This window comes from Polyangium fumosum, from assembly GCF_005144585.1.
Taxonomy (GTDB): Bacteria; Myxococcota_A; Polyangia; order Polyangiales; family Polyangiaceae; genus Polyangium; species Polyangium fumosum.
The window spans coordinates 46,471-69,537 of record NZ_SSMQ01000016.1; the positions used below are offsets into that span (position 1 = coordinate 46,471).

Consider the following 23,067-nt stretch of genomic DNA (forward strand, 5'->3'; position numbering starts at 1 on the left):
GTGGAGGCCGGGACGACGATCGTTCGAGTGTAGACTACTCGAAACGGACGTTGAACTCGATGGGGCCGAAGCGGAGCATCGCGCCGGGCGAGACGGGCGTCCACACGAGCGGCGGGATGCGGTTTCCGTTGATGCTCGTACCGTTGTTCGAGTTCTCGTCACGCACGAAGAGCTGGCCGTTCTCGAACTTGACGACGGCGTGGCTGCCGGAGACGCGCGGCTCGTTCACCACGATCTGACACGTCGCGGCGTCGCGGCCGACGCGCATCTCCGTGCCGGGGTTGAACGTGAAGATGCCGAGCGAGCCGGAGAGCACCGCGCGGTTCGCGGCGCCGCCCACGGGGCCGCCGCCCATCGGAGGAGGACCGTATCCGCCGCCGAAGTCCGGGCCGCCCATGCCGGGCATGCCGCCGCCCATGGGCACGGCAGGCGCGTAGCCGCCCGCCATGGGAGGGGAACCGCCCCCGGGGCGCGGAGCCGTCGTGGGGGCGTTGCCGGTGCGACGCTTGTTGCCGCCGCTGCGGAAGATCGAGACGACGAGCAGGACGAGGACGACGCCGCCGAAGGTGATGGCGCCGATGAGCAGGTAGGGCAGCGGCGCCTCTTTCGCCTTCACCGTGATGATCTTGTCGGCGGTGATGGCGCTCGTGCGCTTGGCCTGGTTGTCGTAGACGACCAGGCGCGCGGTCATCTGATCGCCCTTGCCGGCGAGGAACTTGTCCGTGTTCGGAGCTTCGAACTCGACCATGCTCTCGCCGGCCGTCGTGGCCTTGCCGCGCATACCTTGCTCGATGAGCGTGCGTTGCGCCTTCTTCGCGTCGTCGATGCTGCCGCCCTGGAGCGAGGCGGGCGCGGGCTGGTTCTTCGGGACCATGTAGAGCTCGGCCCGCTGCGTGTTGCCGCCCCAGCAGAAGTTACCGAAGACCTTCACGGTCCCGCCCGGGTGCACCGGATCCTGCTGCGCGGCGCGCTCGGTGGCCTCACGATCGATGTCGAGCGGCCACTGCGAGGGGTCGATGCCGACGGGCACGTTCTGGAACGTCGCGTCGCCGGCGATCAGCGGATCGGTGTTGAGGAACGCGAGGCGGAAGGTCTGCGTCAAGCTCAGCGCGACACACGAGACGCGCCACTTGACGATGTGCATCTTGTTGAAGCGCGAGCGGACCGCGTTGACGATGTTGACCGCGCGCGACTCCTGCCTGTCGCGCAGGATGCTGTAGAAGCCGCCGATCTCGGGGTTCGAGAGCCCTTCCATGAACTCGCGCGAGTTCGCGGCGAACTCCTCGACGAGCTTGCTCGGGAACCAGACCGAGATGACCGGCACCGGCGTCTTCGGGAGGACTTCGTTGTTCTCCGGGAAGCGGCCCTTCGTGAGGTAGTCCTTGAGCAGGTTCGAGGCCGCGGAGTTCGAGCTCGGATCGGCGCCGGCCGCGCCGTTCGAGAGAACGACCATGGCTTGGTGCATGGGCACGACGACGTTCGTGCCGACGTTGCCGAGCTCCTTGAAGCCGTCGGTGGCCGCGGTCTTGATGATGTTGAAGAGCGGGCGCGTGCGGCCCTGCGTGGGGAACGTGTTCTTGACGCTCGAGATCGTCTGGAGCGCCGTCTGCTTGTTGTTCACCCACTTCGAGTCTTCGACGACGCTCTTGTCGTTGAAGAACATCACGTCGACGATGTCGTTCGGGCCCATCGCGTTGACGAACGCGGTGGCGACGGACTTCGCCTCGTCGAAGCGCGTGCCCATCGAAGACGCAGCGTCGATGAGGATGAGCCACGCGGTGCCCACGCCGGGCTGGCTCGTGCTCTCACCCCAGCGCGCCTTCGACTCGAACCGGGCCACGGTGTCGGAGCCGTCGACGACGACGGTGAGCACCGCGTTCTTCTCCGGGAAGTCGAACGACGAGTAGAGCGCGTTCGGCTGCTCGACCGCGTTCGCCACGCAGTCGTAGAACGCGTCGCCGTTCAGCGCCGCGCACGGCCGCGTCGCGTCCGACATGCGCTTGTTCTGGACGAGGTCGATCACGGTCGTGAGCACGGGCGAGCCGTCGACCGTGCTCGTGCGCGGATCGATGCGGAGGATCTTGGCCTCCGGAGCAGCGAAGGAGGGCGCGGCGGCGAAGAGGATCGCCGCGAGCGCCGCGAGCGCGGGGAGCGCGAACAGGGGAGCTTTGCGCGCCGATCGAGTGACGGCGCGGGCGGCTCCGTGGGGCAACGGGTTCATGCTTGAGCCTCCAACATGGGGGGTCCTCGGCGGGCCGGCGCAGGCGCGAGGTGACGAGCACCTTCGCGCACGCGCGTGGTCCGCGAGCGTGGCCGCCGCGTGCTCTCGTGCGTCGAGGCAGGGAAGCACGTCCGCCCTGCGCGATGAGCGCGGGGGACGGCTGCCTCGGGCGACGCGAGCGCGCGGGGGCGTCATCTCGTCGAGGAGCTGGATAGGGTGAAAAGGGCGTTCCGCACGGGGCTTCTCCGCGCGACCCCTAGGTCCGAGCCGTCACGATGATGGTGATGACGCTGAAGCCGCCGAAACGGATCTTGTCGCCGTCACGCAGCTCGCGCCTGCCCTTGAAGCCGATGGCTTCTTCGTTGTGGAAGGTGCCGTTCGTCGAGCCGAGATCACTCAGGATGAACCTCCCACCTTCACAGTCGATCGTCGCGTGATGCGTGGACGTCGTGCCGTGCGCGATCTCCACGTCGACCTTCTGACCCGTGTCCGCGCGGCCGACCGCGTTCTTGCCCTGCCAGAGCGGCCAGAACTTACCGAGCGGATCCTCCTGGTAGCTCACCAGGAAGCCTGCGAGCGCGCGGCGGCCGTCGGGGCTCGGCGCGGCTCCTTGCCGACCGGGCATCGGCGGAGGATTCCCAGGGATCCCCGTCGCGGCGTTTCCGCGCCCAGGTGCCCGCGCCGGCTCGAAGCCACCTTCGGGCTTCGGCGGCGGTGCGTACCCCTCGTGTTTGTCCGGCATCGGCGGCGGTGCGAACGCCCGGGGTCCAGGCGGCGGGGGATACCCACCGGCGGGCTCTGGCGGAGGCGGCCCGAAGCCTGGCGGCGCAGGCGGCGGCCCGAAGCCGGGCGGTGCAGGCGGCGGCCCAAAGCCGGGCGGCGCAGGCGGCGGCCCGAATCCACCCGGGGCCGGAGGCGGCCCATAACCCGTGGGCGGCGGCTCGGGAGGCGGCCCGAATCCAGGCGGCGCAGGCGGCGGTCCGAATCCGGGCGGCGCAGGCGGCGGTCCAAAACCAGCCGGCGGCTCGGGAGGCGGCCCGAATCCGGGCGGCGCGGGCGGCGGTCCAAAACCGGCCGGCGGGGAAGGCGGCTCGGGGGGCGGCCCGAACCCAGGCGGCGCAGGCGGCGGCCCGAACCCACCCGGCGTCGCCTGAGGCGGTCCGAACGCGGGGGGCGGCGGAGGCGGTCCGAAGCCTCCCGGCCCGGGAGGTGCGCCAAACGCAGGAGGCGGCGGAGGCCCGAACGCAGCGGGGTTTGCCGTGGGCGCGGGGGGCGGCCCGAAGCCGCCTCCGAAGCCGGGGGGAGCCGGCGGGGGCGGTCCGAAGCCCGGCGGCTCGGGAGGCGGCCCAAAGCCCGGCGGCCCCGGCGGAGGCCCGAAGCCCGGCGGTTGCCCGAAGGCGGGAGGGGGCGGAGGAGGACCGAAGGCGCCCGGCCCCGGAGGCCCGAGCGGAGAGGCGCAGATCGCGCAGAACTTGTCGGCGGGTGTGGCAGGCGCGCCGCAACGCGGGCAGTTCATAGTGTCCTTCTCGTGTTGACGGACCAAAGACCTCGTCCGCCTCGGCGGCAGCATACCGTGTGGGCCGGACCGAGGATCAAGAAGAAGTACTCTTTACCCTCGGCGAGGTGGACGAGGCACCTCGGAGCACGACGCAGCGCAGCACGTCGACGGGCTCTCGTGCGGGAACGCGGCGCGACGACGGCGTGCCGCAGGCGCGCGGAAAGAAGCACGGTACCGGCGTGGCATGGCGCGGGACCGAGGTGCGTGCGCGGAAGAAATGCGAAAGGGTGTCCTGGGCTGAATCAGCCCGGGGACACCCTTCGCAATGCGTTCGACGAGAGCGGGAGTGAGCGGAGACGGGAGGCCCCGAGATGGGGCCTTCCGGATCAGCCGTCCTTGGCGTCGCGCACGCGGGCGGCCTTGCCGGCCAGCGAGCGGAGGTAGAACAAGCGCGAGCGACGAACGACGCCGCGCGAGACCACCTCGATCTTGTCGATGCGGGGGCTGTGCGTTGGGAAGATACGCTCCACACCCACGTTGAAGCTCACCTTGCGGACCGTGAAGGTGCTGCGCGCACCGGCCCGATGTTGCTTCAGTACGACGCCCTGGAAGACCTGGATACGCTCCTTCTCGCCCTCGACGATGCGGTAGTGGACCCGGACGGTGTCGCCGACCCGGAACTCCGGGAGCCCCTCGCGGAGCTGCGGGGTTTCGATCTTCGCAAGTACGTTCGAGGTGAGCATGTCGCGGTCCTTCGACTGGGGATGGTCCCGGCTGTTGGGGCAAACGGCTCCACGCCTGCCGGAGACGACGAGGGAGCGGCATTATGCATACCGTCCCCACGCTGTCAACCGATCATGGATCGTGGGGATACGGTGGATCGCGGGGGCGACGAACTCACCGCCCCGCACGATCTCTTCGGACGGTCAACGGCGAACGGGGATGATCTGCACGCGGCGCGCGTCGCCTTCGCCGTCGCTCTTCGTGACGACGCCGGGGAACTTCGCGAGCGCGAGGTGCACGACGCGGCGATCCTGCGGGTTCATCGGCTCGAACGTGATGATCTTGCCCTCCTCGACGGCCTGCTTGCCGAGGCGACGGGCCATCGAGGTGAGCGTCTCCTCGCGGCGCGCGCGGTAGCCCTCGGCGTCGATGATCACGTGGCGGCGCTGCTTGCCGGGCCGGTTGATCACGCGGTTGGCGAGGAACTGCAGCGCGGCGAGCGTCTGGCCCTTCTTGCCGATGATGCGGCCGGCGTCCCTGCCCTCGATCTCCAGCCGGATCTCCTCGGGCGGATCTTCCGGCTCGTTCTCGAGCAGGTCCACGGTGCAGTCCATGCCCATCGCGGCGAGCGTATCGATGACGAAGTCGAGCGCTTGATCGGCGCGACCATCCTCCTCGAACGGGGCTTTCGCCTCGGCGGCGCGCTCGTCGCGCTCGTCGTCGTCGTGCCGGGTGCCTTCGGCGTTCACGCTGGTCTTCCCGGGAGCTCCATTATCCACGGACACGTGCCTTTCCCTTTCCAAGAGCAGGCGCCGACTTGGTTTCGTCGCCCGAAGATTTCGCTGGCTTCTCGCGCACCTCGATGCCGGCGGAGCCCTGCGTCTTGCGGCTCAGGTAGCGCTCGACCGCAACCTGCTGGGCGATGCCGAGCCACGTGTTGGTCAGCATGTACACGCCGAGGCCTGCGGGCAGGTAGAGCATCATCACCACGAAGATGCCCGGCAGCATGTACTGCATCATCTTCTGCTGCATCGGGTCGCTCTGCGGCGGCATGAGCTTCTGCTGGAAGAAGCTCGACGCGCCGAGGATCGCGGGGATGACGAAGTATTCGCCCTTGTCCGAGAGATCCGGGATGATCCGGGCCGACAAAAAGGGCACGTGATAGAGTTCGACCGCCGTCTGCAGGGCCTGGTAGAGCGCGAACCACACGGGCATCTGGAGCAGCATCGGGATGCAGCCGAGCACCGGGTTCGTCACGCCGTGCTTGCGCCAGAGCTCCTGGAGCGCGAGGCCGCGCTGCGCGGGGTCGTCCTTGTAACGAGTGTTGAGCTCGTCCATCTCCGGCTTGAGCCGGCGCATCGCCGCGCTGCTCTTGATCTGCGAGATGCTGAGCGGGAAGAGCAGCGTGCGCACGGTGATCGTGAGCAGCGCGATCGCCCATCCCCAGCTCCCCACGGCCTTGTGGAGGATCTTCAGGTAGCCGACGAGGACCTTCGCGATCGGCGAGAACGTGCCGAGATCGATCACCTCGGTGATGCCCGGGCCGGCAGCCGCGAGCACCTCGCGCTCCTTCGGGCCCGTGAAGCTCAGGACCTTGTACGTCTGCGTCGCCTGCGGCGCGAGCTCGACCTCGGGATACGCGAGGCGCGCACGGTAGACGTGGCCGTGTGTGTCCTTGTCCTTCTCGCGATCCGCCGCGTTGTACTTGGCGCGGTTCCAGTCCTCTTCGATCTGCGTCTCGGCGAACGCTGCGGGACCTTCGACCGGGATCGCGGCCTTCGTGAAGTAGACGCTGCTGACGGCGACCCATTTCGCGGCGCCGGGGCTGCGGCGCCAGAGCTCGTTCGTGAACTCCTTGTCCTTGAAGTCCTTCGGCTCGAACGCGTCGGCGTGCAAGCGCTCGACCTTCTCCGTCGTCGCCGCGAGCACGTCCGTCATCTGCTCCGAGATGCGGCCGAGGCTGCCCTTGGTCTCCTCGGTCGTGCGCCACGAGGTCTGCTCCACCGTGAGCCTGTGCTTGAGCGGCTCGGCGGAGAGGTTCTTCACCTCGAGCGTCATTTCGAGTTCGAAGGGGTTGCCCGTCTCGCGCACGACCTTCGTGAGCTTCGAGGTCGCGTCCTCGTAGACGAACGTGCACGACTTGCCGTCCTGCGCCGCGAGCGTCCAGTCGAGGTTGTCGTAGGGCGTCTGCTGCTTCGCGACCCCGGGCAAACGCACGTCCGTTCGCAGCGGCTGGCGCCACTCCTGCGAGGTCGTGACGAGATCGATCGGCTTGCCGGCCTTCGAGTACTTGCCTTCATCGGTGAGCCGAAGGTGGCGCAGCGAGCCGCCGCGCGAAGACAGCTCCGCCTCGAAGCGCGGACCGTTGATCGTGCAAATCTGCTCGGGCTGCCTCTTGTCGTCCGGCAGCCGATCGGCGTCGTAGAACGTGTTCGGCTGGACGTCTTCGTTGCCCTTGCCGAACAGGTTGCCGCCGAACTGCCAGAACAGGATGGCAGCGATGCCGATGAGCACCCACTGAACGATTTTGCCGCGTTCCATGAAATCCTTCGGCAATCTCCTTGCCGTAAAACCCTACTGGTCCTTGCCCCGCCCCGTGACCGCGTGATCCCCCCGGAAGGGCTCGCTCGCTTGGCGAGCATGCGAGGGGAAACTAACCAGCCTCATGGACCGCGCCACTGCTCCACGGCGAAAGTCGAGCCTCGTCGTGGGAAGAAAGGTTCGTATTTCCAACCCTTTGATCCGGGCCGTGCCGCGCGGGCTCTTCCGTACGCGAGCGGCCGATCCGTGGAGGCGGCGGAGGATCGTAGCCGCCCGGATGGAACGGGTGGCACTTACACAGGCGCTTCACTGAAAGCAAGCTCCCGCGCAGCGCTCCATGACCCGCGATGCACGCGGCGGCGTACCGCGAGCAAGAGGGTTCGAACCGACAGACAGGACCGAAGAGCGCGAGCAGCACCTTCGAGAGCGTCAGCTGGTAGACGCGGATCAGCAGGAGGAGGAGCTTGGCCAGCATGGGGGTTTGGGGGCGGAGCCCGGCGTGCCCGGGCGGAGCCACCATCGACGGTCGATGCAGGGCGCGGCGAGCGACGCCGGAGGGCGCGAGGTGTGGCGAGGCTGAACGCGTCGGCCGCGGCTCCCATCACGAGATCGCGAGGCGAAGCTTGGGGGCCCGCGTTCCTGCTTGCAAGGTCAAGGGCCGCCTTTGCGCCCGTCGCCGGAGCGGTTTCTCGGGTCGACCTGCGCGCCCGGGTTCGGCTTGCCGCTCGCTCGTTTGCGCACGAGCGGCAGCACGGCCTGAATCTCCGCTTCGAGCTCCCTGCAGGCGAGTTCGTCCACGCCCGGACGCACGATCACCACGACGTCGACGCCGCGCGGAAACGACGCCACGTTCCGGCGAAAGACATCACGGAGCAGGCGCTTGGCCCGGTTGCGTTGCACAGCGCAACCCACCTTTCGCGACGCCACCACGCCGAGGCGTGTGGTGCTGTCGTCGGGGCGGGGTGCGATCAGGATCAGGAGGTGACGCGTCGTGACCCGAGCGCCACCCTCCTGAACGCGCAGGAAATCAGGGCGGCGCCGTAACCGCTGGGCTCGCGTGAACGTCTGTCGAGGGCGTGGGTCGCCCACGACTTCACTTCTTGTAGATCGTCGTGGCGAGGCGCGCGCGGCCCTTACGCCGGCGGTTGTTGATGACCTTGCGGCCACCGCTCGTGGCCATGCGCGCCCGGAAGCCATGGGTACGCGCGCGGCGGGTGTTGTGGGGCTGGAACGTGCGCTTCATCGTAGGACCCTTCAGAACCCTTCGTTTTTCGGGGCGCGCAAAGAAAGCACAGGTCCGCCTGCTGGTCAAGACCGCGAAACGGCCTGGATCGCGCGTCGTCTGTCTGACCTGATCGACGGCCCCTGTCAACGCTCGGGGGCTTCGCTCCTGCGAGCCGAGCTACGCCCCCGAACCCCCGGGCAAGGGAAGAGACGGGCTCGTGCTTGAGGCTCCTCCCTACACCGCAAGACATTCCATGTGCCCGCACGCCTGGTGTAGCCTCCGCTTGCACGGGGGGGCCCGGTGATCTTCGCGCGGCAAGCGCACCCGGGCCTCTCGCTTCCGCGCGCAGTGCGCGCCGAGGAGACGCCGAAGACATGGCCCAAGTCGACCATCCCCGAGCCCGACCGCCCGCAGGTGATCCCGCGGCGGAAGGCACCTCCGACGCGCGCGCGGCCACGCCCCGTCGCCCGTCCCTCCTGCGCCGCGTTGCCTCCGCTTGCTCGGCCGTCCTCGCGGCCGCGGCGTGCCTCCTCGCGCCCGCCGAGGCCGACGCGCAGCAGTCGACGATGTACCTCGATCGCCTCTTCATCGGCGGCGCGCCCGAAGACGCGATCGGGCTCTGGCGCCCGCAGTTCAACCCGCAGACGCGGTTCTTCGGCCAGCTCGGCATGGGCTTCGCGCTGAACCCGTTCCGCATCGAGAACCACCAGGACGATCCGCGGAAGGCCGGCATCTTCAGCCAGCGCAGCAGCGCGCCCGTCGGCCCGCAGCTCATCAGCTACCTCGACGTCGGCGTCGAGGTCCTCGAGCGCTTCTCGTTCCAGGCGAACTTGCCGATCATCCTCTTCCAGGACGGCGGCACGACGTACCTCGCGCAGGTCTCGGGATCGAACGCCGTCAGCATGCGGACGGTGGCGCCGATGGATCTGCGCCTCGACGGTCGCGTGCTCCTTTGGCGGAACCCCGCGCGTAGCTTCAAGCTCGGCCTCGAAGGCGCGGTCTGGCTCCCGACGGGCGACAACGACTCGTTCGGCGGCGACTCGAGCGCGAGCGGCGGTTTCCAGGTCGCGGCCGAGTACGACCTCAAGAGCTTCTTCTTCGTCTTCAACACGGGCCTCCAGTTCCGGCCTTCGGGCGGCGTGAACGACTTCAAATCCGGCTCCGAGTGGCGCTGGGGCATCGGCGGCTTCCTGCCGCTGCGCGGCGGCGCGCTCCGCCTCGGCGCGCAGATCTTCGGCTCGACGGGCATCACCGACGCGACGTTCTTCGACGTCGACAACACGCCGATCGAGTGGATGCTCGAGGGGCGTTACGCCTTCGATCAGAAGAAGCGCGCGTGGCTCGGCGTGGGCGGCGGCACGCGCATCACGCCTGGATACGCGCCGGATTTCCGCGCCGTCGCGACCGTCGGGTACGCGTTCCCGATCAAGGACACGAACCCGCCGTCGCCTGGAAAGCGCTTCAAGACGGGACGCTACGCCGAGCACGGCGCGGACACGGACAAGGACGGCTTGCCGGACGACGTCGATTTGTGCCCGACGGATCCCGAGGATCACAAGCCGCCGAACACGGACGACGGCTGCCCGCAGCCGCCGGATCGCGACGGCGACGGCATCCCCGACAACGTCGACAAGTGCCCCGACACGCCCGAGGATTTCGACAAGGTCGACGATCAGGACGGCTGCCCCGAGGACGATCCCGACAAGGACGGCATCAGCGACGCGAAGGACGCTTGTCCGAAGGAGCCCGGCGACGCGAACCCCGACGCGGAGAAGAACGGCTGCCCGACCTTCATCCGCAGGGTCACCGGCTCGAACGAGATCCAGATCCTCAAGAAGGTCGAGTTCCTCACGGGCAAGTCGACGATCTTGCAGCAGAGCTACCCGATCCTCGACGAGGTCGTGCGCCTGCTCAAGGTGAACCCCGAGATCCAACACCTCGCGATCGAGGGCCACACGGACAACCGCGGCTCGGATGATCTCAACGAGAAGCTCTCGTCCGATCGCGCGAACGCCGTGATGGAGTACCTCATCAAGAAGGGCGGCATCGCCGCGGATCGCCTGAGCGCCGCCGGCTTCGGCCCGCGCAGGCCCATCGCCGACAACAACACGGCCAACGGACGGCAGACGAACCGTCGCGTCGAGTTCCACATCCGCGACAAGGCGGCGGATGTCACGCCCCCCGGTCAATAGCGGCCTCGCCGCGCTCCTCCTCGCGCTCGCCGCCGTCCTCGGCGCAGGGTGCGAGAAGGAGCGCGGCTCGCCTTACGCGTGCACCTGTACGTTCCTCACGGACTTCGATGACAACTCCGGGAGCGAGGTGACCGTGTGCTCGCCCTCCGCCGAGCGTGCCCCCGATTTCGCCCGGGGCTGCGCGCAGTCCGGGGCGCCCGCGCCCGTGGAAAAGTGTATCTGCAAGCTCGAACGAGGGGCCGGGACGTGTGACGTCGGGCTGTGTCGGAATCGACCCCGCGGCGAGTGAAATCCGCTGCATCGCGACTCCACGCAGGCCGTCGAACGAGGCACAATGATCTCGATGAAGTACGCCCCCGCCCTGGTGCTCGCCCTCGTCGTCCCCGGCGTCGCGCTCGCTGCCGAGGCGACGCGCCCCGAGCCGGCCCCGAAGCCCGACGCCTCGCGAGCCAACGGCTTCGTCACCGTCGCTTGCAATCCGGGCTGCGAGGGCATCTTCGTCAACGGCCGCTCGCTCGGTCCTTCCCCGATCGTGCGCGCAGAGCTCCCGCCGGGGACGCACAAGCTCACGCTGCGCCGCAAGGGGTACGAGGAGAAGAAGGTCGAGGTCGTCGTGAAGCCGGGCGAGACGGCGCTCCTCAACGTCAAACTCTCGCAACAAGCGGCGCCGCCCGCCGAGCCTCCGCCGGACATCGCGGCGCGCGTCGCGGCGAAGATGATCAAGGCCGACGGGTTTCTCTCGCTCGTCTGCGATCCGGCCTGTGATCAGGTGATCGTCGACGGCAAGCGCAAGCTCGGCCCCGCGCCGCACACGAACGTGTCGCTCCCCCCAGGCAAACACGAGATCACGATCCAGCGCAAGGGCGCGCCCGACAAGGTGATCACCGTGAACCTCGTCCCCGGACAATCCACGGCGTTCAAGGTCGCGATGCAGATCGAGGCGGAGCGCACCATCCCCGCCAAGGCGCCCGCCCCCCCGCAGCCGCGGCGCTGATCGTCATCCCCTGTCGAGCAGCGCTTCGAGCGCTGCCACGTCCGACACGGGCGCCGAGCAGGTTCGATTCCGACAAACGTACGCCACGGTGTCGTCGCCCCGCGCGCCCTTGCCCTCGGCGAGCACCTTGACGGCCTCGGCCGTCTCCGGCCGGCGCGGATCCACCCACACCACGTTCCTGTGCGGCAAGAAGCGGCGGAACACCGCCTTTGCGAACGCTTGTGCCCGCTCGCCCGACGGATCGCCCACGAGCACCACGTCCACCGTCCCGCGCACGAGCCGATCGAGCACGGCGACGGCCTTGCCGAGGCCGAGCGGGTTGTCGATCGCCGTCGGGCCGATCGGCTCGATCTGCCGCCGCCCGTGCGCGGCGAACCGTTCGTCCGTGATCTCGCCGAGCCGCAGGCAAAGCTCCGCGGCCATGGATGCGCCCGAAGGCACGGCCTGATCAAAGACGTCCTTCGTGCGGGCGATGAGCGCGTCCCCGTCATCGGGCGCGAAGAAGAAGCCACCTTCGCGCGGATCCTCGTGATGCTCGATCATCGCGTCGGCGATCGCGCGGGCCAACGCCACGTACCGCGGGTTGCCCGTGGCTTCGTAGAGATCGAGCGCCGCGCTGCCGACGTACGCTTGATCGTCGAGGAAGCCGCGCCTCTCCTCCGGCGCCTCGTTCTCGCCCGGCATGTAGTACCGGCGCACGCGCCCGTCCCGCACGAGCCGCTCTTCGATCGCCGCGAACGCGACCTCGGCCGCGCCGATCCACGAAGGCTCGTCGAGCGCACGGCCGGCCTCGGCGAGCGCGCCGATGAGCAGCGCGTTCCAGCTCGCGAGGATCTTGTCGTCGCGGGTCGGCCGCGGCCGCTTCTCCCGCGCCGCGAGCATCTTCGTCCTCGCCCGTTCGAGCGCGCTCGCCGCCGCGCCCGGCGCGAGATCCACGATCGCCGCCGTCCGTTCGATCGAGCGCACCTCCGAGAGCACGGTCGCGCCCGTCTCCTCGAAGTTGCCTTCGTCCGTGATGCCGAAGTGGACCCGCGCGACCTCGTACGCCTCGTGATCGTCACCCACGGCCGCGCGCAGATCGCCGAGCTTCCACACGAAAAACTTTCCTTCTTGGCCCTCGGAGTCCGCGTCCTGCGTCGCGTAAAACGCGCCCGACGCGTCGCGCATCTCGGCGAAGAGGTAGGCGACGAGCGCGCGCGCCGTCTCGGCGAAACGCGGGTTTCCGAGCGCGCGGTAGCCGTCGACGTAGAGGCGCAAGAGCAGCGCGTTGTCGTAGAGCATCTTCTCGAAGTGCGGCACGAGCCAGCGCGCGTCCGTCGAGTAGCGGTGGAAGCCGCCGCGCAGGTGGTCCCAGATCCCGCCCTTCTGCATCTTGTCGAGCGCGAGCTCCACGCTCTCCTTCGAGACCGCGTCACCCTCCAGCGTGCCGCGCAGCAAGAGCACGTCGAGCGACATCGTGTTCGGGAACTTGGGCCGCGCGCCGAAGCCGCCGTTGTGGCTGTCGAAGCGCGCGAGCAGACGCCGGCACGCCTTGCGCAAGAGGTCTTGCCCGATCTCACCCTCGCCCTCGGGCAGCGCGCCCACACGCGTGATCTCCTGCGTGATCTCGCCGGCCTGCGCGAGCACCTCGCCGCGGCGCCGCTTGTACGCGTCCGCGACCGCTTCGAGGATCGCCGGGAAGCCGGGCACGCCGTACTTGTCCGCCGGCGGGAAGTACGTTCCGGCGAAGAACGGCTTTTGATCCGGCGTCAGGAACACGGTGAGCGGCCAGCCGCCGCTCCGGCCCATGAGCTGCACGACGAGCTGGTAGACCTGATCGAGATCCGGCCGCTCCTCGCGATCGACCTTCACGTTCACGAAGAGCTCGTTCATGCGCGCCGCGATCGCGTCGTTCTCGAACGACTCGCGCTCCATCACGTGGCACCAGTGACAGGCGGCGTAGCCGATCGAGAGCAGGATGGGTTTGTCCTCCCGCTTCGCGCGTTCGAGCGCCTCCGCGCCCCACGGGTACCAATCGACCGGGTTTCGCGCGTGCTGCAGGAGGTACGGCGACTTCTCCTTCGCGAGCCTGTTCTCGTGGGCGCTCATGCACGAGCACCTAGGGCATCGCGCACCCGGCGGGAAGGTGAATTCCCGGCTCTCCCAGAGGCCTGGTTTTCAGGCCTTGCCGAGCACGAGCGCGCAGTTGTGCCCGCCGAAGCCCGCCGAGCATTTCGCCGCCCAGCCGACGGGCGCGGCCCTTCGATCCCGCACGACGTCGAGCGCGCCGAGCTCCGGATCGAGCTCGTCGACGTTGATCGACGGGTGCAGCACTTGATCCCGCAGCGAACACACGACCGCGATCGTCTCGGCCGCGCCCGCGCCGCCGAGCAGGTGGCCGATCATCGACTTCGTCGCCGAGATCGGGATCTCTGCGAGCCGCTCGCCGAAGACGCGGCGGAACGCGAGGATCTCGGCCATGTCGCCCTGCGGCGTCGAGGTCGCGTGCGGGTTGATGTAGTCGATCGCCTCGGGGTCGATGCCGGCCCGCTGGAGCGCGCGCTCCAGCGCGAGCGCGAGGCCGAGGCCCTCGGGGTGCGGGCGCGTGAGGTGCTCGGCGTCCGTCGTCATCCCGAAGCCGCCGACGACCGCGAGCACCTTCGCCCCGCGCCGCTTCGCGTGTTCTTCCTCTTCGAGCACGAGCACGCCCGCGCCTTCGCCCATGACGAACCCATGGCGCCGCTTGTCGAACGGCCGGCTCGCGCGGGTCGGATCTCCCTCGAACGCCTTCGCGAGCGCGCGCGCATTGCCGAAGCCCGCCACGGTGTTCATCCGCGTCGCCGCCTCCGCGCCGCCGGCGATCATCACGTCGGCCTCGCCTGCCTCGATGAGGAGCGCGCTCGTCGCGATGGAATGCGTGCCCGTCGCGCAGGCGCTCGCCAGGCTGTAGGACGGGCCCATGAAGCCATAACGCATCGAAATGAGCGCGGCCGCGCCGTTCGGCATGACGCCCGGCACGAAATACGGCGACACCGCGCGCGGGCCGCGCTCGTTGCTCCGGGCGATCTGCTCCTCGAAGATGTCGACCGAGCCCATGCCGGTCGACATCAGGCAGCCGACGCGTGATCGCGTGGCGCCGGACTCCTTGTCGAGCCCGGCCATGATCACGGCCTCGACGGCCGCGCCGAGGCTGAAATGCGTCACGCGGCCGTAGACCTCGGCCTCCTTCGGGGACATGTACCGCGAAACGTCGAAATCTCTCACGCTCGCGGCGATGTCGCTGCGGAGTTTGTCGGTGGGGAACTCGCAGATGTACGAGACGCCCGAGCGCCCGGCGAGCAGGCTCTCCCAGAAGGTCGGGACGTCTGTGCCCACGGGGCTCACGACGCCCATTCCGGTCACGACGACGCGGCGGGGCATGGGGGTGGGATCAGCCGCCGGCGGCGAGCCGCTCCTCCACCTTCTTGCAGAGATCCCCGACCGTGGTGAGCTCGACGAGGTCCTCGTCCGGGATCACGATCCCGAGCTCGGACTCGAGCTCCCCGACGATCTGCATCACGGAGAGCGAGTCGATGCCGAGCTCGCTGATCTTGGACGCAGGCGTCACGTTCGGGAAGGGGCGCTTGTCGACGCGCGCGGCCACGGTCTTGAACATCTCGAGCAGATCGCGCTTCTGGTTCATTGTCTCAGCCAATCCTCTGGAGCTCCATCTGGACGAGGGAGCTGTAGTGGATGTCGAATGCGCGGACGCAGGTGGAGAGGTACCGGTCGTAATCCTCGAAGACCTTGTCGCCCCACTTCGCCCGGATCGTCGTCTCGTTCAGGCGGAGGCGCCGGAGCCACTCCGCCGTCGTGCGCTGGTAATGCTCGCGCCGCGTGTGGAGCGTCTTGACCTCCCACCAGGGATTGATGGCCTGGATCAGCTCTTCGAGCCGCGGGTTCAGGCCGTTCGGGAAGATCTCCTTCGACGAGAACGAGAAATCTTCGAGGTCCTGCCGCGTATCGGCGGCGAGCGCGCCCCAGGGCCGCATCTTCGGCGTTCGATTGCGCAGGATCGCCTGGAAGCCGAACGACGAGCCCGGCTTCGTGAGGCGCCAGCATTTCTCGAAATACCGCCGGTAGATGTCGACGGCCTTGCCCTGCCGCGCCTCGTCGAGCGAGCAGAGATGGTCGATCATGCAGATCGAGACGAGGCCGTCGAATGTCTCCTCCGTCTCCCATTGCATGAAATCGGACGCGATACACTCCACGCCCGGGATGTTCCGCTGATTGACCTCCGCGGCCATCGCGCGGGAGAGCGTGATGCCCACGGCCCGGTCGACCTTGCGCGTGGTCGCGAGGTATTCGACACACGCGCCCCAGCCACAGCCGATGTCGAGCACGGATTTGCCTGGGCCGGCTTTCGCGTATTCGCTGAGGATCCGCAGCTTGTTGAGCTGCGCGGCCTCCAGCGATTGATCGGGCGACTCGAAGACCGCGCACGTGTAGTTCATGCGCTCGTCGAGCCAAAGGCGGAAGAACTCGTTGGAGACGTCGTAGCTGACCTCGACGTCCGCTTGGCTGGATCCCATCAGAGAGCTCCTCGGGTTTCGGTCTCCCGGGCCGGCGCGCGGGGTGAAGGAACGGCGGAAGAATCGAAGGGGGCGCTCGCGTCGTCGCTCGGCTCCCCCACGAGATCGAGCTGCCCATTTTCGAGGCGCATCTTCGTCTCGCGGCGGCGCACCTTGCCGCTCGACGTCTTCGGCAGCGTGCCGCGCTTGATCAGCACGACCTCGGCGAGCTGCACGCCGAGCTCGGCCCGCACCGCGTGCGTGACCGCCTCGACGAGCGCGCGTTTCGCCTCGCCCAGGCGCCGCGACTCCGCCACGAGCACCGCCTCCTCCGCGCCGCTCGTGCTGCGCCGCGCAAAGGCCACGCATTGCCCGTCGCGGATGCCGTCGACCGTGGAGGCCACGCGCTCGATGTCCTGCGGATAGTGGTTTTTCCCGTTCAGGATGATGAGATCCTTCGAACGGCCGCAGATGTAGACATTTCCGTCGGCGCGATACCCGAGGTCACCCGTGTGCAGATAACCGTCGCCGAACGACTCGGCCGTCGCCTCGGCATCCCCGAAATACCCCGCGGTCACGCTCGGCCCGCGCAGCCAGATCTCGCCCACCTGGCGCTCGCCGAGCGGCGCGCCGTCGGGGCCCACGATCCGGATCTCGTGCCCGGGGAAGGCGCGTCCGCACGAGACGAGCTCCATCGACGGCGCGTCGTCCTGCGCTGGCGCGGCCTTTCCGTTCTTCATCGTGGCGAGGTCGATCCGATCCGTCGTGAGGGGCTTGCCGAGGTCGTGGAACGTCACGGCGAGCGTCGCCTCGGCCATGCCGTAGCAGGGCAGGATGCTCTCGGGCGAGAGCCCGTTTTTCGCGAACCGATCGAGGAAGGCGCGCAGCACGTCGGCCTGGATCGGCTCGGCGCCGCAGCCGAGCGCGCGCATGCACGAGAGATCCCAGCCGCCGGCCTGGGTCTCCGTCACGGCGCGTGTCGCCAGCGCGAACGCGAAGTTCGGCGCGAACGTGATCGTGCCGCGGAAGCGGTGAATCGAGTCGAGCCAGAGCGAGGGCCTGCGGATGAACGACATCGTCGGCAGGAACATCACCTGCACGAGCGCGTAGACGGGCGCGATCACGAAGCCGATGAGGCCCATGTCGTGGTAGAGCGGCAGCCACGAGACGCCGCGATCTTCGGGCGTCGAGCGCAGCCCGTCGAACATGATCGCGTGGCTGTTCACGCTCAGGTTCTCGTGCGTGACCATCACGCCCTTCGGCCGCGAGGTCGAACCCGAGGTGAACTGGAGGAACGCGAGATCCTCGCCGCGCACGTCGGGCAGCGTGGTGTGCGCGGAGCCTGGATCGATCGCCCCGAGCTCGCGTTCGAGCACGAGGCGCGTGTCCGCGCTCTGCGAGCCGAGCAGGTGCTCCTGGATGAGCGGGCGCAGCGCGTCGTTCGTGACGACCACACGCGCGCCGGACGCCGCGAGGACGTGACGCACGGTGTCGCCGTAGGCTTCGAGCTTGGCGAGCGTCGCGGGCGGATACATCGGCACGGCGACGAGGCCTGCCGTGAGCGCTCCGACGAAAGACAGGACGAACTCGTCGGGCTCCGGGAGGATCAGCGCGACGCGATCGCCTTTCGACAGGCCGAGGGCCTGCAGCGCGCGGGCGCGGCGGCTCGCTTCGGCCCAGAGCTCCGGATACACGACGCGGCGCTCCTGGCCGTTCGTGCGCACGAAAGTGACCGCACGGTCACCATGAATCGTGTTGTCGCGAAGGACATCGATGAACGTGCGCATGGCCCGGGAGGTACGTCCTGGCTGCCTGGTCTGGAAGCGACGGAAAGCCGAGACGCAGGCATAAGCGAATCCCGGACCAAATCAACCAGAAACGATAAATGCTGGATATTGCAACTGAATCCAGCGGACTTTCGGGGTGGGTGTGTCTGATTTTCGACAGGTGCGTTGCGTCAGAGAAAAGCTGTTCGCGTATGCCTTCGCACCGACTCAGGGCGCCCAGACGTAGGTGCCGGGCTGGCTGTCGATGCTCTCGGGCACCGTGGCGCCGGGATCGAAGCGGCAGGTCATGGGGCGGTGCTCGATCGCGAGCGGCGTCGACGGCGCGTGTTTGCCCGTCGGCGGCTTCGGGGGCGCAGGGCGGAAGACCCAGCTCTGCGCGAGGTTGCCCCCGAGCGCGGCGACCACCGGGACGCGGCCGAGGCCCACCGCCTCCCACGCCGCGACACAAGGCGCTTCTTTCGTCCCGTGGAGGACGACGCCGGCCGTGAGCAGGGTCATGGGCTCGGTGAGCGGGACGGGCTTCGCCGCGGACCTGCGTTCGAGGGACTCGCGGACGAGGACGGCGTGGCGGCGACCGGGGTACATGGGCTCGCGGCCGAGGAAGGCGTGCGCGGCGAAGCGGGGCGTCGCGCGGCGCTCGTCGGGTCGGCAGGCGCGCGGCGCGTCAGGGAGGTCGAACGGCGTCGGGACGGCGATGGCCGGGCCGAAGGTGCCGTCGCCGCGGAAGGGATGGAACGAGGCCGCGGCGAAGCCCGCGCGCGGCTCGCTGTAGACCACGAGGTCGCCGAGCGTCGTCCCGCCGATGTAGCTCCAGTCGCTCCGCGCGAGCCGCTCGCCGTCGGCGGTCGTGCCGGGCGCGAGCGACATCGCGTGCGCGGACCACGCGCCCGCCTCGCCCTGCCGCGCGAGGAGGACGGTGATCGGGCCGGTGTCATCGTCCGAGAAGGTGGCGACGGCGAGCGGCTTGCCGTCGGCGAGCACGGCATCCATGCGGAAATCCACGACGCCCTTCGGCAAGAACGTGGACCAGGCGGGGTAGGGGAGTGTTCTCGGTTTGCTCTTCGGATCGAGCAGGTACATGAGGTCCTGCCGCGACTCGGGGGCGTGGGGCCGGAAAAAGATCGCGCCCGGTGAGACGGAGATGAGCGCCGTATCGAGCAGCCAGCGCGTGCCGTCGGCCTTGACGTCGCCGCTCGTGAACGTGCCTGCGTCGGGGAGGCGCACCTTCGCCGTCGTGCCATCCATGTAGTTCTCCCAGACGAGCTCGACGTCCCGCATGGGCCCCGCCGCGCGCGGGCCCTCCGCTGATTTTTGCGGCGGCAGCCGCACGCGAGCGACGGCGTACCCCTCCATCTGGTGCGAGACCTCCATCGCGACCTCCGCGCCCTGGGGCGCGGGTCCGAGGAGCGAACGCGTGGTCACGCGTGCCTCGCCCTCGCCTCGCTCGGGGCCGAGCGCGGTCGTCACGCGCACGGCGCCCGTGAGAGCATCGAACGAGAGCACAGACCAGGACGAGCGACCCCGCGCGAGCTGATCGACGCCGGGGAGCCCGAGCAGGTGGATCGGATCCACGTCCTCGATGCGGGCCCAGTCCACGCGTGGATCGAGCTCGCAGACGATCGGCGTGCGCGGCGAAGGGACGCGGCGCGGCTCGGGCGGGCCCGGGGGCGGCGCGGTGAAGGGCTCGGCTTGCCCGTTCCAGCCGACGCGGCTCATCGTGTCGCCGACGAGGCAACCGGCGCCGCTGCACACGAGCGTCAACGGCCCCGCGGAGATCTCGCGCGCGAGGCTCCGCGTCACGGGGATCTCGGTCCACGTCGCGCCCCCGTCGAGCGACTCCCAAGCGCCTGCGGGCTGCTCGCCGAGCGGCCTCTCGGGGAAGACCGAGAACGCGACCGCATGCCGGCCGGCGCCGCCGACGAGCCCCGGATCCACGGGCGGACGCGCCACGCCGAGCAAGCGTCCATCCTCGTCCGTCGTGACGTACACGAGTCCGCGCGGCGTGAGCAGCGTGATCCCCACGGTGCCATCGTCGCCCGGCCGGAGCGCGGACGGATCACGTGGATCGAGGTCCGTGTCGGACTCCTCCGCGGGGCCCTCGTCGCCCTCCTCCAACGCAGGTCCGTCGTCGCGATGCGCGCGGGACACGTCGAGCGCGCGCTCGCTGAACGTCTCGCCGCCGTCGTGCGACACGTAGAGCGCGAGCCTCTCGTCCTTGCCGCGGCGCGCGAGGAAATACGCCGAGCGGCCGTCGACGGAGAACGCGGGCGAGACCGGCGCGCCCGAGAGCGAAGGTGTCTCCGCGACCGTGGCCACGAGCCTTTCGCCCTCGCGACGCACGAGGAGCGGGGAAGCCCCCGTGCATCCGCCCGATCCGGCCAAGGCCGCGCCGTGGGCCTTGCAGGCGCCCGTGACGAGCGCGTTCCCCCCGCTCGACACCGTGACGGTGGTGAACGTTTCGCCCGTGAGGAGCACGAGCGGCTCGCTGAAGCGCGCGCCGTCATCGCTGCTCATCCGCACCTCGACGATCCCGCTGTCGTCGTCGTTTTGCTTCATGCAACCGAGCGCGACGTGTCGCCCGCGTGCGCCGAGCTTCAAGCTCGTGCATTTGCCCGTGCCGGGCAGGCGCTTCGCGGCGAGGGGCCCGTCGAGGGGGCCCGTCAGCAGCGCGTGGTCCTCGCCCTCCTCGGGCAGCACGACCTCGAAGTAACGATCTCCGTCGAGCACCGCGCGCCCTTCGAGCATCGAGCTCGCCGAGGGCGCGTACGAGGTCTCGAGCGCGATCGAACCCGGCCCCGTGTCGACGTCCACGTCACGCCGCGCGAACGGCGCGCTTCCCTGCGGATCCCACACGAGCGTGCCGGTCATCCCCTGCGCGGCGAGGTGTCCCTCCGCGGTGCGCCCGACGCGACGCGCGCCGATCTGCGCTGCGCCCTTCGCCCGCGTCCACGTCTTCCCATCGTCGCTCGTGAGCAGCGCCTCGGGCAGCGCGAGCGCGAGCGCGCGGCCCTCGTCCGACACGGCGACGTCGAACACGCGCTCTGCGATCGCCACGCGCTTCCACGTCGGCCCCTCGTCGAGATGGTAAAGCTCTCCGCTCGCCGTCGTTCCGAGCACCACGCGGCCGCCGCTCGCGACGTGCACGAGCTGCGCGGGCGCGGGGATCGTGCGTCGCAGCGGCGCGAGCGGCCCTTCGGCTTCGTAGATGCGCCCGCTCTGCCCCACGAAGAGCCACGAGCTCTTTCCTTGCGGCGTGATCCCCACGATCGCCTCCGGGGCCACGTCCGGCGCTGCGACGGCGCGCCCGCGGCACGTCGTCGCCGCTCCGTCTTTCGCGGCGCGTGCGGCGCGGAAGCGGTGTCCCTCGGCTGTCGCGAGCAGGCAGCCTCCGTCCTCGAGCGCGAGCGTCGCCGAGGCCGACGACGGCATCGGCGGATGGAACGACCAGCGCGCGGGGGAGACGAACGGCGGCGGCGGCGCTTCGGCCGCGGGCGGTGGGGGTTTGGGGCGTGCGGCGGGCGGGGGCTCGCCGGCTCCGCATCCCGCGGCGAGGAGGCTTCCGCCGAGGAACGTGAAGGCGCGCGAGCGGACGGTCATTTCTCGGCGTCGACCCAGCGGGCCACGAACACGTTCGTCTCGCCGGGCGTCGTGCCGAAGCGGTTCGAGGCGAAGACGAGGTACTTGCCGTCGGGCGAGAACATCGGGAAGCCGTCGAACCCGTCGTAGAACGTGATCCGCTCGCTCGCGGGCGCGCCCGTCGCGGTCGCGGGCCCCTCCGAGTCGACCACGTAGAGCTCGAAGTTCGGCGCGCCGCGCAGCTCCGGCGGCGAGTCCATGTTCGACGAGAAGATCACGCGGCGCGAGTCGGGCAGGAAGTACGGCCCGAAGTTCGCGCGACCGTTTTTCGTGATGGGGCGCGCGTTCTGCCCTTCGAGGCTGCCGACGTAGATCTCGAGCCGCGTCGGCCGCACGAGCCCCTTCGCAAGGAGCGCGCGGAAGTCGTCGAGCTCCTTGCCTTCGGGCCGGCTCGCGCGCCAGACGAGCTTCGTCGAGTCCGGCGAGAAGAACGCGCCGCCGTCGTAGCCGGGCGTGTTCGTGATCCTTCGGACGTCGGTGCCGTCCGGCTTCATCGTGTAGAGCTCGAGATCGTTGTCGCGGCTCGACGTGAACACGATCCGCGACCCGTCGAACGCCATCGTCGCTTCGGCGTCGTAGCCAGGCCCGCCGAGCAAGAGCTTCAGATCGGAGCCGTCGGGGTTCGCGACGTAGATGTCGTACGGATCGAGCGGCCAGACGTAGCCGAGCGAGCGATCGGGCTTCGGCGGGCACGCGGCGCTCGCGGCCTCGGTCGTGCTGTAGAGGATCTTGTCGCCCTTCGGGTAGAAGAAGTACCCGCACGTCGTCCGGCCCTTGCCGCTCGACACGCGCGTCGTCTCGCCCGACTCCAGATTGAGCACGAACTCCTGATCACAGGCCGCGCCGTCGCGCGTCGACTGCAGGATCAGCTTCTTGCCGTCGGGCGACCAGTACGCCTCGGCGTTCTCGCCGCCGAACGTGAGCTGCCGGAGATCGGCGAGGTGTTTTTCGCGCGGATCGCCCTCGACGGGTTTTCCTGCGCGGATCGCGAAGGGGATCCACTCGGGCTTGGCCGTCGTGGTCGCGCTCGGGATCTGGCCGAGCGGCTCCTTCGGCGCCGGCTCGGGCGTGCAGGCCGCGGCGAACGCGAGGGTGGAAGCGAGGAGGGGGAAGAGGGATCGGATCGTCGGGGTCACGGCGGGGCGCACTCTAGCGCGCTTTCGTGACGAGGGTGGGTGAGGATCGTACGGTCGCGCCTCGTCACGACGCGCGCACCTGCACCTTCTGCCGCGCCGTGTCCACGGCGCTCCGGATCGGATGGGCGCCGATGTCGGGCGCGAGCCACGCGGCGGCCACGTCGACCGAATGGAACACCCGATGCGGGAACGGCAGCTTCGCCATCAGTTGCAACCCCGTCGCCACGCCGCGCACGAGCGCGCTGCGGAACCCCCCGCCTTCGAAGCACACGGCCGAGCGCCGGAGCCGTTTGCCCGCGGCGCCCGTGGCGAGGGCGGCGAGCGCGTCTCGCGCTTCCTGCGACGGCAGCGGCGCGTTCTCCGCCACGACCGTCAGGACGGCGATCCCGTCCGGATATTTTCGCTCCAGCAAATCGAACGCCCGCCGGCAGGCCGCGATGGCCGAGAGCGTCGTCTCGCGTTCGAACACGACGATGAGGACCCGGTTGAACACGGCGACCACGTGGTCCCTCGTCGCCTCGACGGTGATGATGGCGTGCCCGTCCCGCATGGGAAGTTTGTCTAAGGGTGTGCTCCGCGCGCGGC

The 23,067-nt window shown here is 69.4% G+C and carries 19 protein-coding genes; 3 read left to right on the forward strand and 16 right to left on the reverse strand.

Features of this window, described 5'->3' with window-relative positions; genetic code table 11:
- Positions 1–34: 34 nt before the first annotated feature.
- The 8 genes from E8A74_RS17180 to rpmH form a co-directional block, all read right to left on the reverse strand.
- Positions 35–2,221 carry an FHA domain-containing protein gene (locus E8A74_RS17180; RefSeq protein ID WP_136930101.1) on the reverse strand — a complete coding sequence of 729 codons (2,187 nt, stop codon included), beginning with the start codon at positions 2,219–2,221 and terminating at the stop codon, positions 35–37.
- A gap of 256 nt (positions 2,222–2,477) precedes the next feature.
- Complete coding sequence (locus tag E8A74_RS55515) at positions 2,478–3,737, reverse strand: FHA domain-containing protein (protein WP_136930102.1); 1,260 nt, start codon at positions 3,735–3,737, stop codon at positions 2,478–2,480.
- Between the two features lie 368 nt (positions 3,738–4,105).
- On the reverse strand, positions 4,106–4,462 hold the full coding sequence (gene rplS / locus E8A74_RS17190) for a 50S ribosomal protein L19 (RefSeq protein WP_136930103.1): 357 nt from the start codon (positions 4,460–4,462) through the stop codon (positions 4,106–4,108).
- A 183-nt stretch (positions 4,463–4,645) separates the two neighbouring features.
- Positions 4,646–5,221 (reverse strand): Jag family protein, encoded by a 576-nt coding sequence (locus E8A74_RS17195; protein WP_232379609.1) that lies wholly within the window; start codon positions 5,219–5,221, stop codon positions 4,646–4,648.
- Positions 5,214–6,983, reverse strand: a complete 1,770-nt coding sequence (gene yidC, locus E8A74_RS17200; RefSeq protein WP_136930104.1) for a membrane protein insertase YidC — start codon at positions 6,981–6,983, stop codon at positions 5,214–5,216. Before yidC ends, E8A74_RS17195 begins: the two co-directional genes overlap by 8 nt.
- A 112-nt stretch (positions 6,984–7,095) precedes the next feature.
- Positions 7,096–7,458 (reverse strand): membrane protein insertion efficiency factor YidD, encoded by a 363-nt coding sequence (yidD, locus tag E8A74_RS55830; RefSeq protein ID WP_136930105.1) that lies wholly within the window; start codon positions 7,456–7,458, stop codon positions 7,096–7,098.
- A gap of 176 nt (positions 7,459–7,634) precedes the next feature.
- Positions 7,635–8,072 (reverse strand): ribonuclease P protein component, encoded by a 438-nt coding sequence (gene rnpA, locus E8A74_RS17210; RefSeq protein WP_170229185.1) that lies wholly within the window; start codon positions 8,070–8,072, stop codon positions 7,635–7,637.
- 4 nt (positions 8,073–8,076) lie between these two features.
- Positions 8,077–8,226, reverse strand: a complete 150-nt coding sequence (gene rpmH, locus E8A74_RS17215; protein WP_136930107.1) for a 50S ribosomal protein L34 — start codon at positions 8,224–8,226, stop codon at positions 8,077–8,079.
- A 356-nt stretch (positions 8,227–8,582) separates the two neighbouring features.
- Between rpmH and E8A74_RS17220 the strand changes: the two genes are divergently transcribed.
- From E8A74_RS17220 to E8A74_RS17230, 3 genes are read left to right on the forward strand one after another with little or no spacing between them, the layout of a single operon-like run.
- The gene (locus E8A74_RS17220) at positions 8,583–10,400 is read left to right on the forward strand and encodes an OmpA family protein (protein WP_136930108.1); all 1,818 of its coding nucleotides are present in this window, start codon (positions 8,583–8,585) and stop codon (positions 10,398–10,400) included.
- Complete coding sequence (locus E8A74_RS17225; RefSeq protein ID WP_136930109.1) at positions 10,378–10,689, forward strand: hypothetical protein; 312 nt, start codon at positions 10,378–10,380, stop codon at positions 10,687–10,689. Before E8A74_RS17220 ends, E8A74_RS17225 begins: the two co-directional genes overlap by 23 nt.
- A gap of 54 nt (positions 10,690–10,743) precedes the next feature.
- Positions 10,744–11,394, forward strand: coding sequence for a PEGA domain-containing protein (locus tag E8A74_RS17230; RefSeq protein WP_170229186.1), 651 nt, complete (start codon positions 10,744–10,746; stop codon positions 11,392–11,394).
- A gap of 3 nt (positions 11,395–11,397) precedes the next feature.
- Here the strand turns inward: E8A74_RS17230 and E8A74_RS17235 are convergent, their stop codons facing one another.
- From E8A74_RS17235 to E8A74_RS17270, 8 genes are all read right to left on the reverse strand, one after another.
- Positions 11,398–13,482 carry a thioredoxin domain-containing protein gene (locus tag E8A74_RS17235; protein WP_136930111.1) on the reverse strand — a complete coding sequence of 695 codons (2,085 nt, stop codon included), beginning with the start codon at positions 13,480–13,482 and terminating at the stop codon, positions 11,398–11,400.
- 69 nt (positions 13,483–13,551) lie between these two features.
- Entirely contained in the window at positions 13,552–14,793 is a 1,242-nt protein-coding gene (fabF, locus tag E8A74_RS17240; RefSeq protein ID WP_136930112.1) for a beta-ketoacyl-ACP synthase II, read from the reverse strand.
- A gap of 10 nt (positions 14,794–14,803) precedes the next feature.
- The gene (locus E8A74_RS17245; RefSeq protein WP_136930113.1) at positions 14,804–15,055 is read right to left on the reverse strand and encodes an acyl carrier protein; all 252 of its coding nucleotides are present in this window, start codon (positions 15,053–15,055) and stop codon (positions 14,804–14,806) included.
- A gap of 4 nt (positions 15,056–15,059) precedes the next feature.
- Positions 15,060–15,944, reverse strand: coding sequence for a class I SAM-dependent methyltransferase (locus E8A74_RS17250; RefSeq protein ID WP_136930114.1), 885 nt, complete (start codon positions 15,942–15,944; stop codon positions 15,060–15,062).
- Positions 15,944–17,710, reverse strand: a complete 1,767-nt coding sequence (locus tag E8A74_RS17255) for a fatty acyl-AMP ligase (protein WP_136930115.1) — start codon at positions 17,708–17,710, stop codon at positions 15,944–15,946. Before E8A74_RS17255 ends, E8A74_RS17250 begins: the two co-directional genes overlap by 1 nt.
- A 207-nt stretch (positions 17,711–17,917) precedes the next feature.
- Positions 17,918–21,307: a beta propeller repeat protein gene (locus E8A74_RS17260; RefSeq protein WP_136930116.1), complete on the reverse strand. Its 3,390-nt coding sequence runs from the start codon at positions 21,305–21,307 to the stop codon at positions 17,918–17,920.
- Positions 21,304–22,482: a hypothetical protein gene (locus E8A74_RS17265; RefSeq protein ID WP_232379610.1), complete on the reverse strand. Its 1,179-nt coding sequence runs from the start codon at positions 22,480–22,482 to the stop codon at positions 21,304–21,306. The genes E8A74_RS17260 and E8A74_RS17265 overlap by 4 nt, the downstream gene beginning before the upstream one ends.
- Positions 22,483–22,546: 64 nt before the next feature.
- On the reverse strand, positions 22,547–23,032 hold the full coding sequence (locus E8A74_RS17270) for a hypothetical protein (protein ID WP_136930117.1): 486 nt from the start codon (positions 23,030–23,032) through the stop codon (positions 22,547–22,549).
- Between the last annotated feature and the right edge of the window lie 35 nt (positions 23,033–23,067).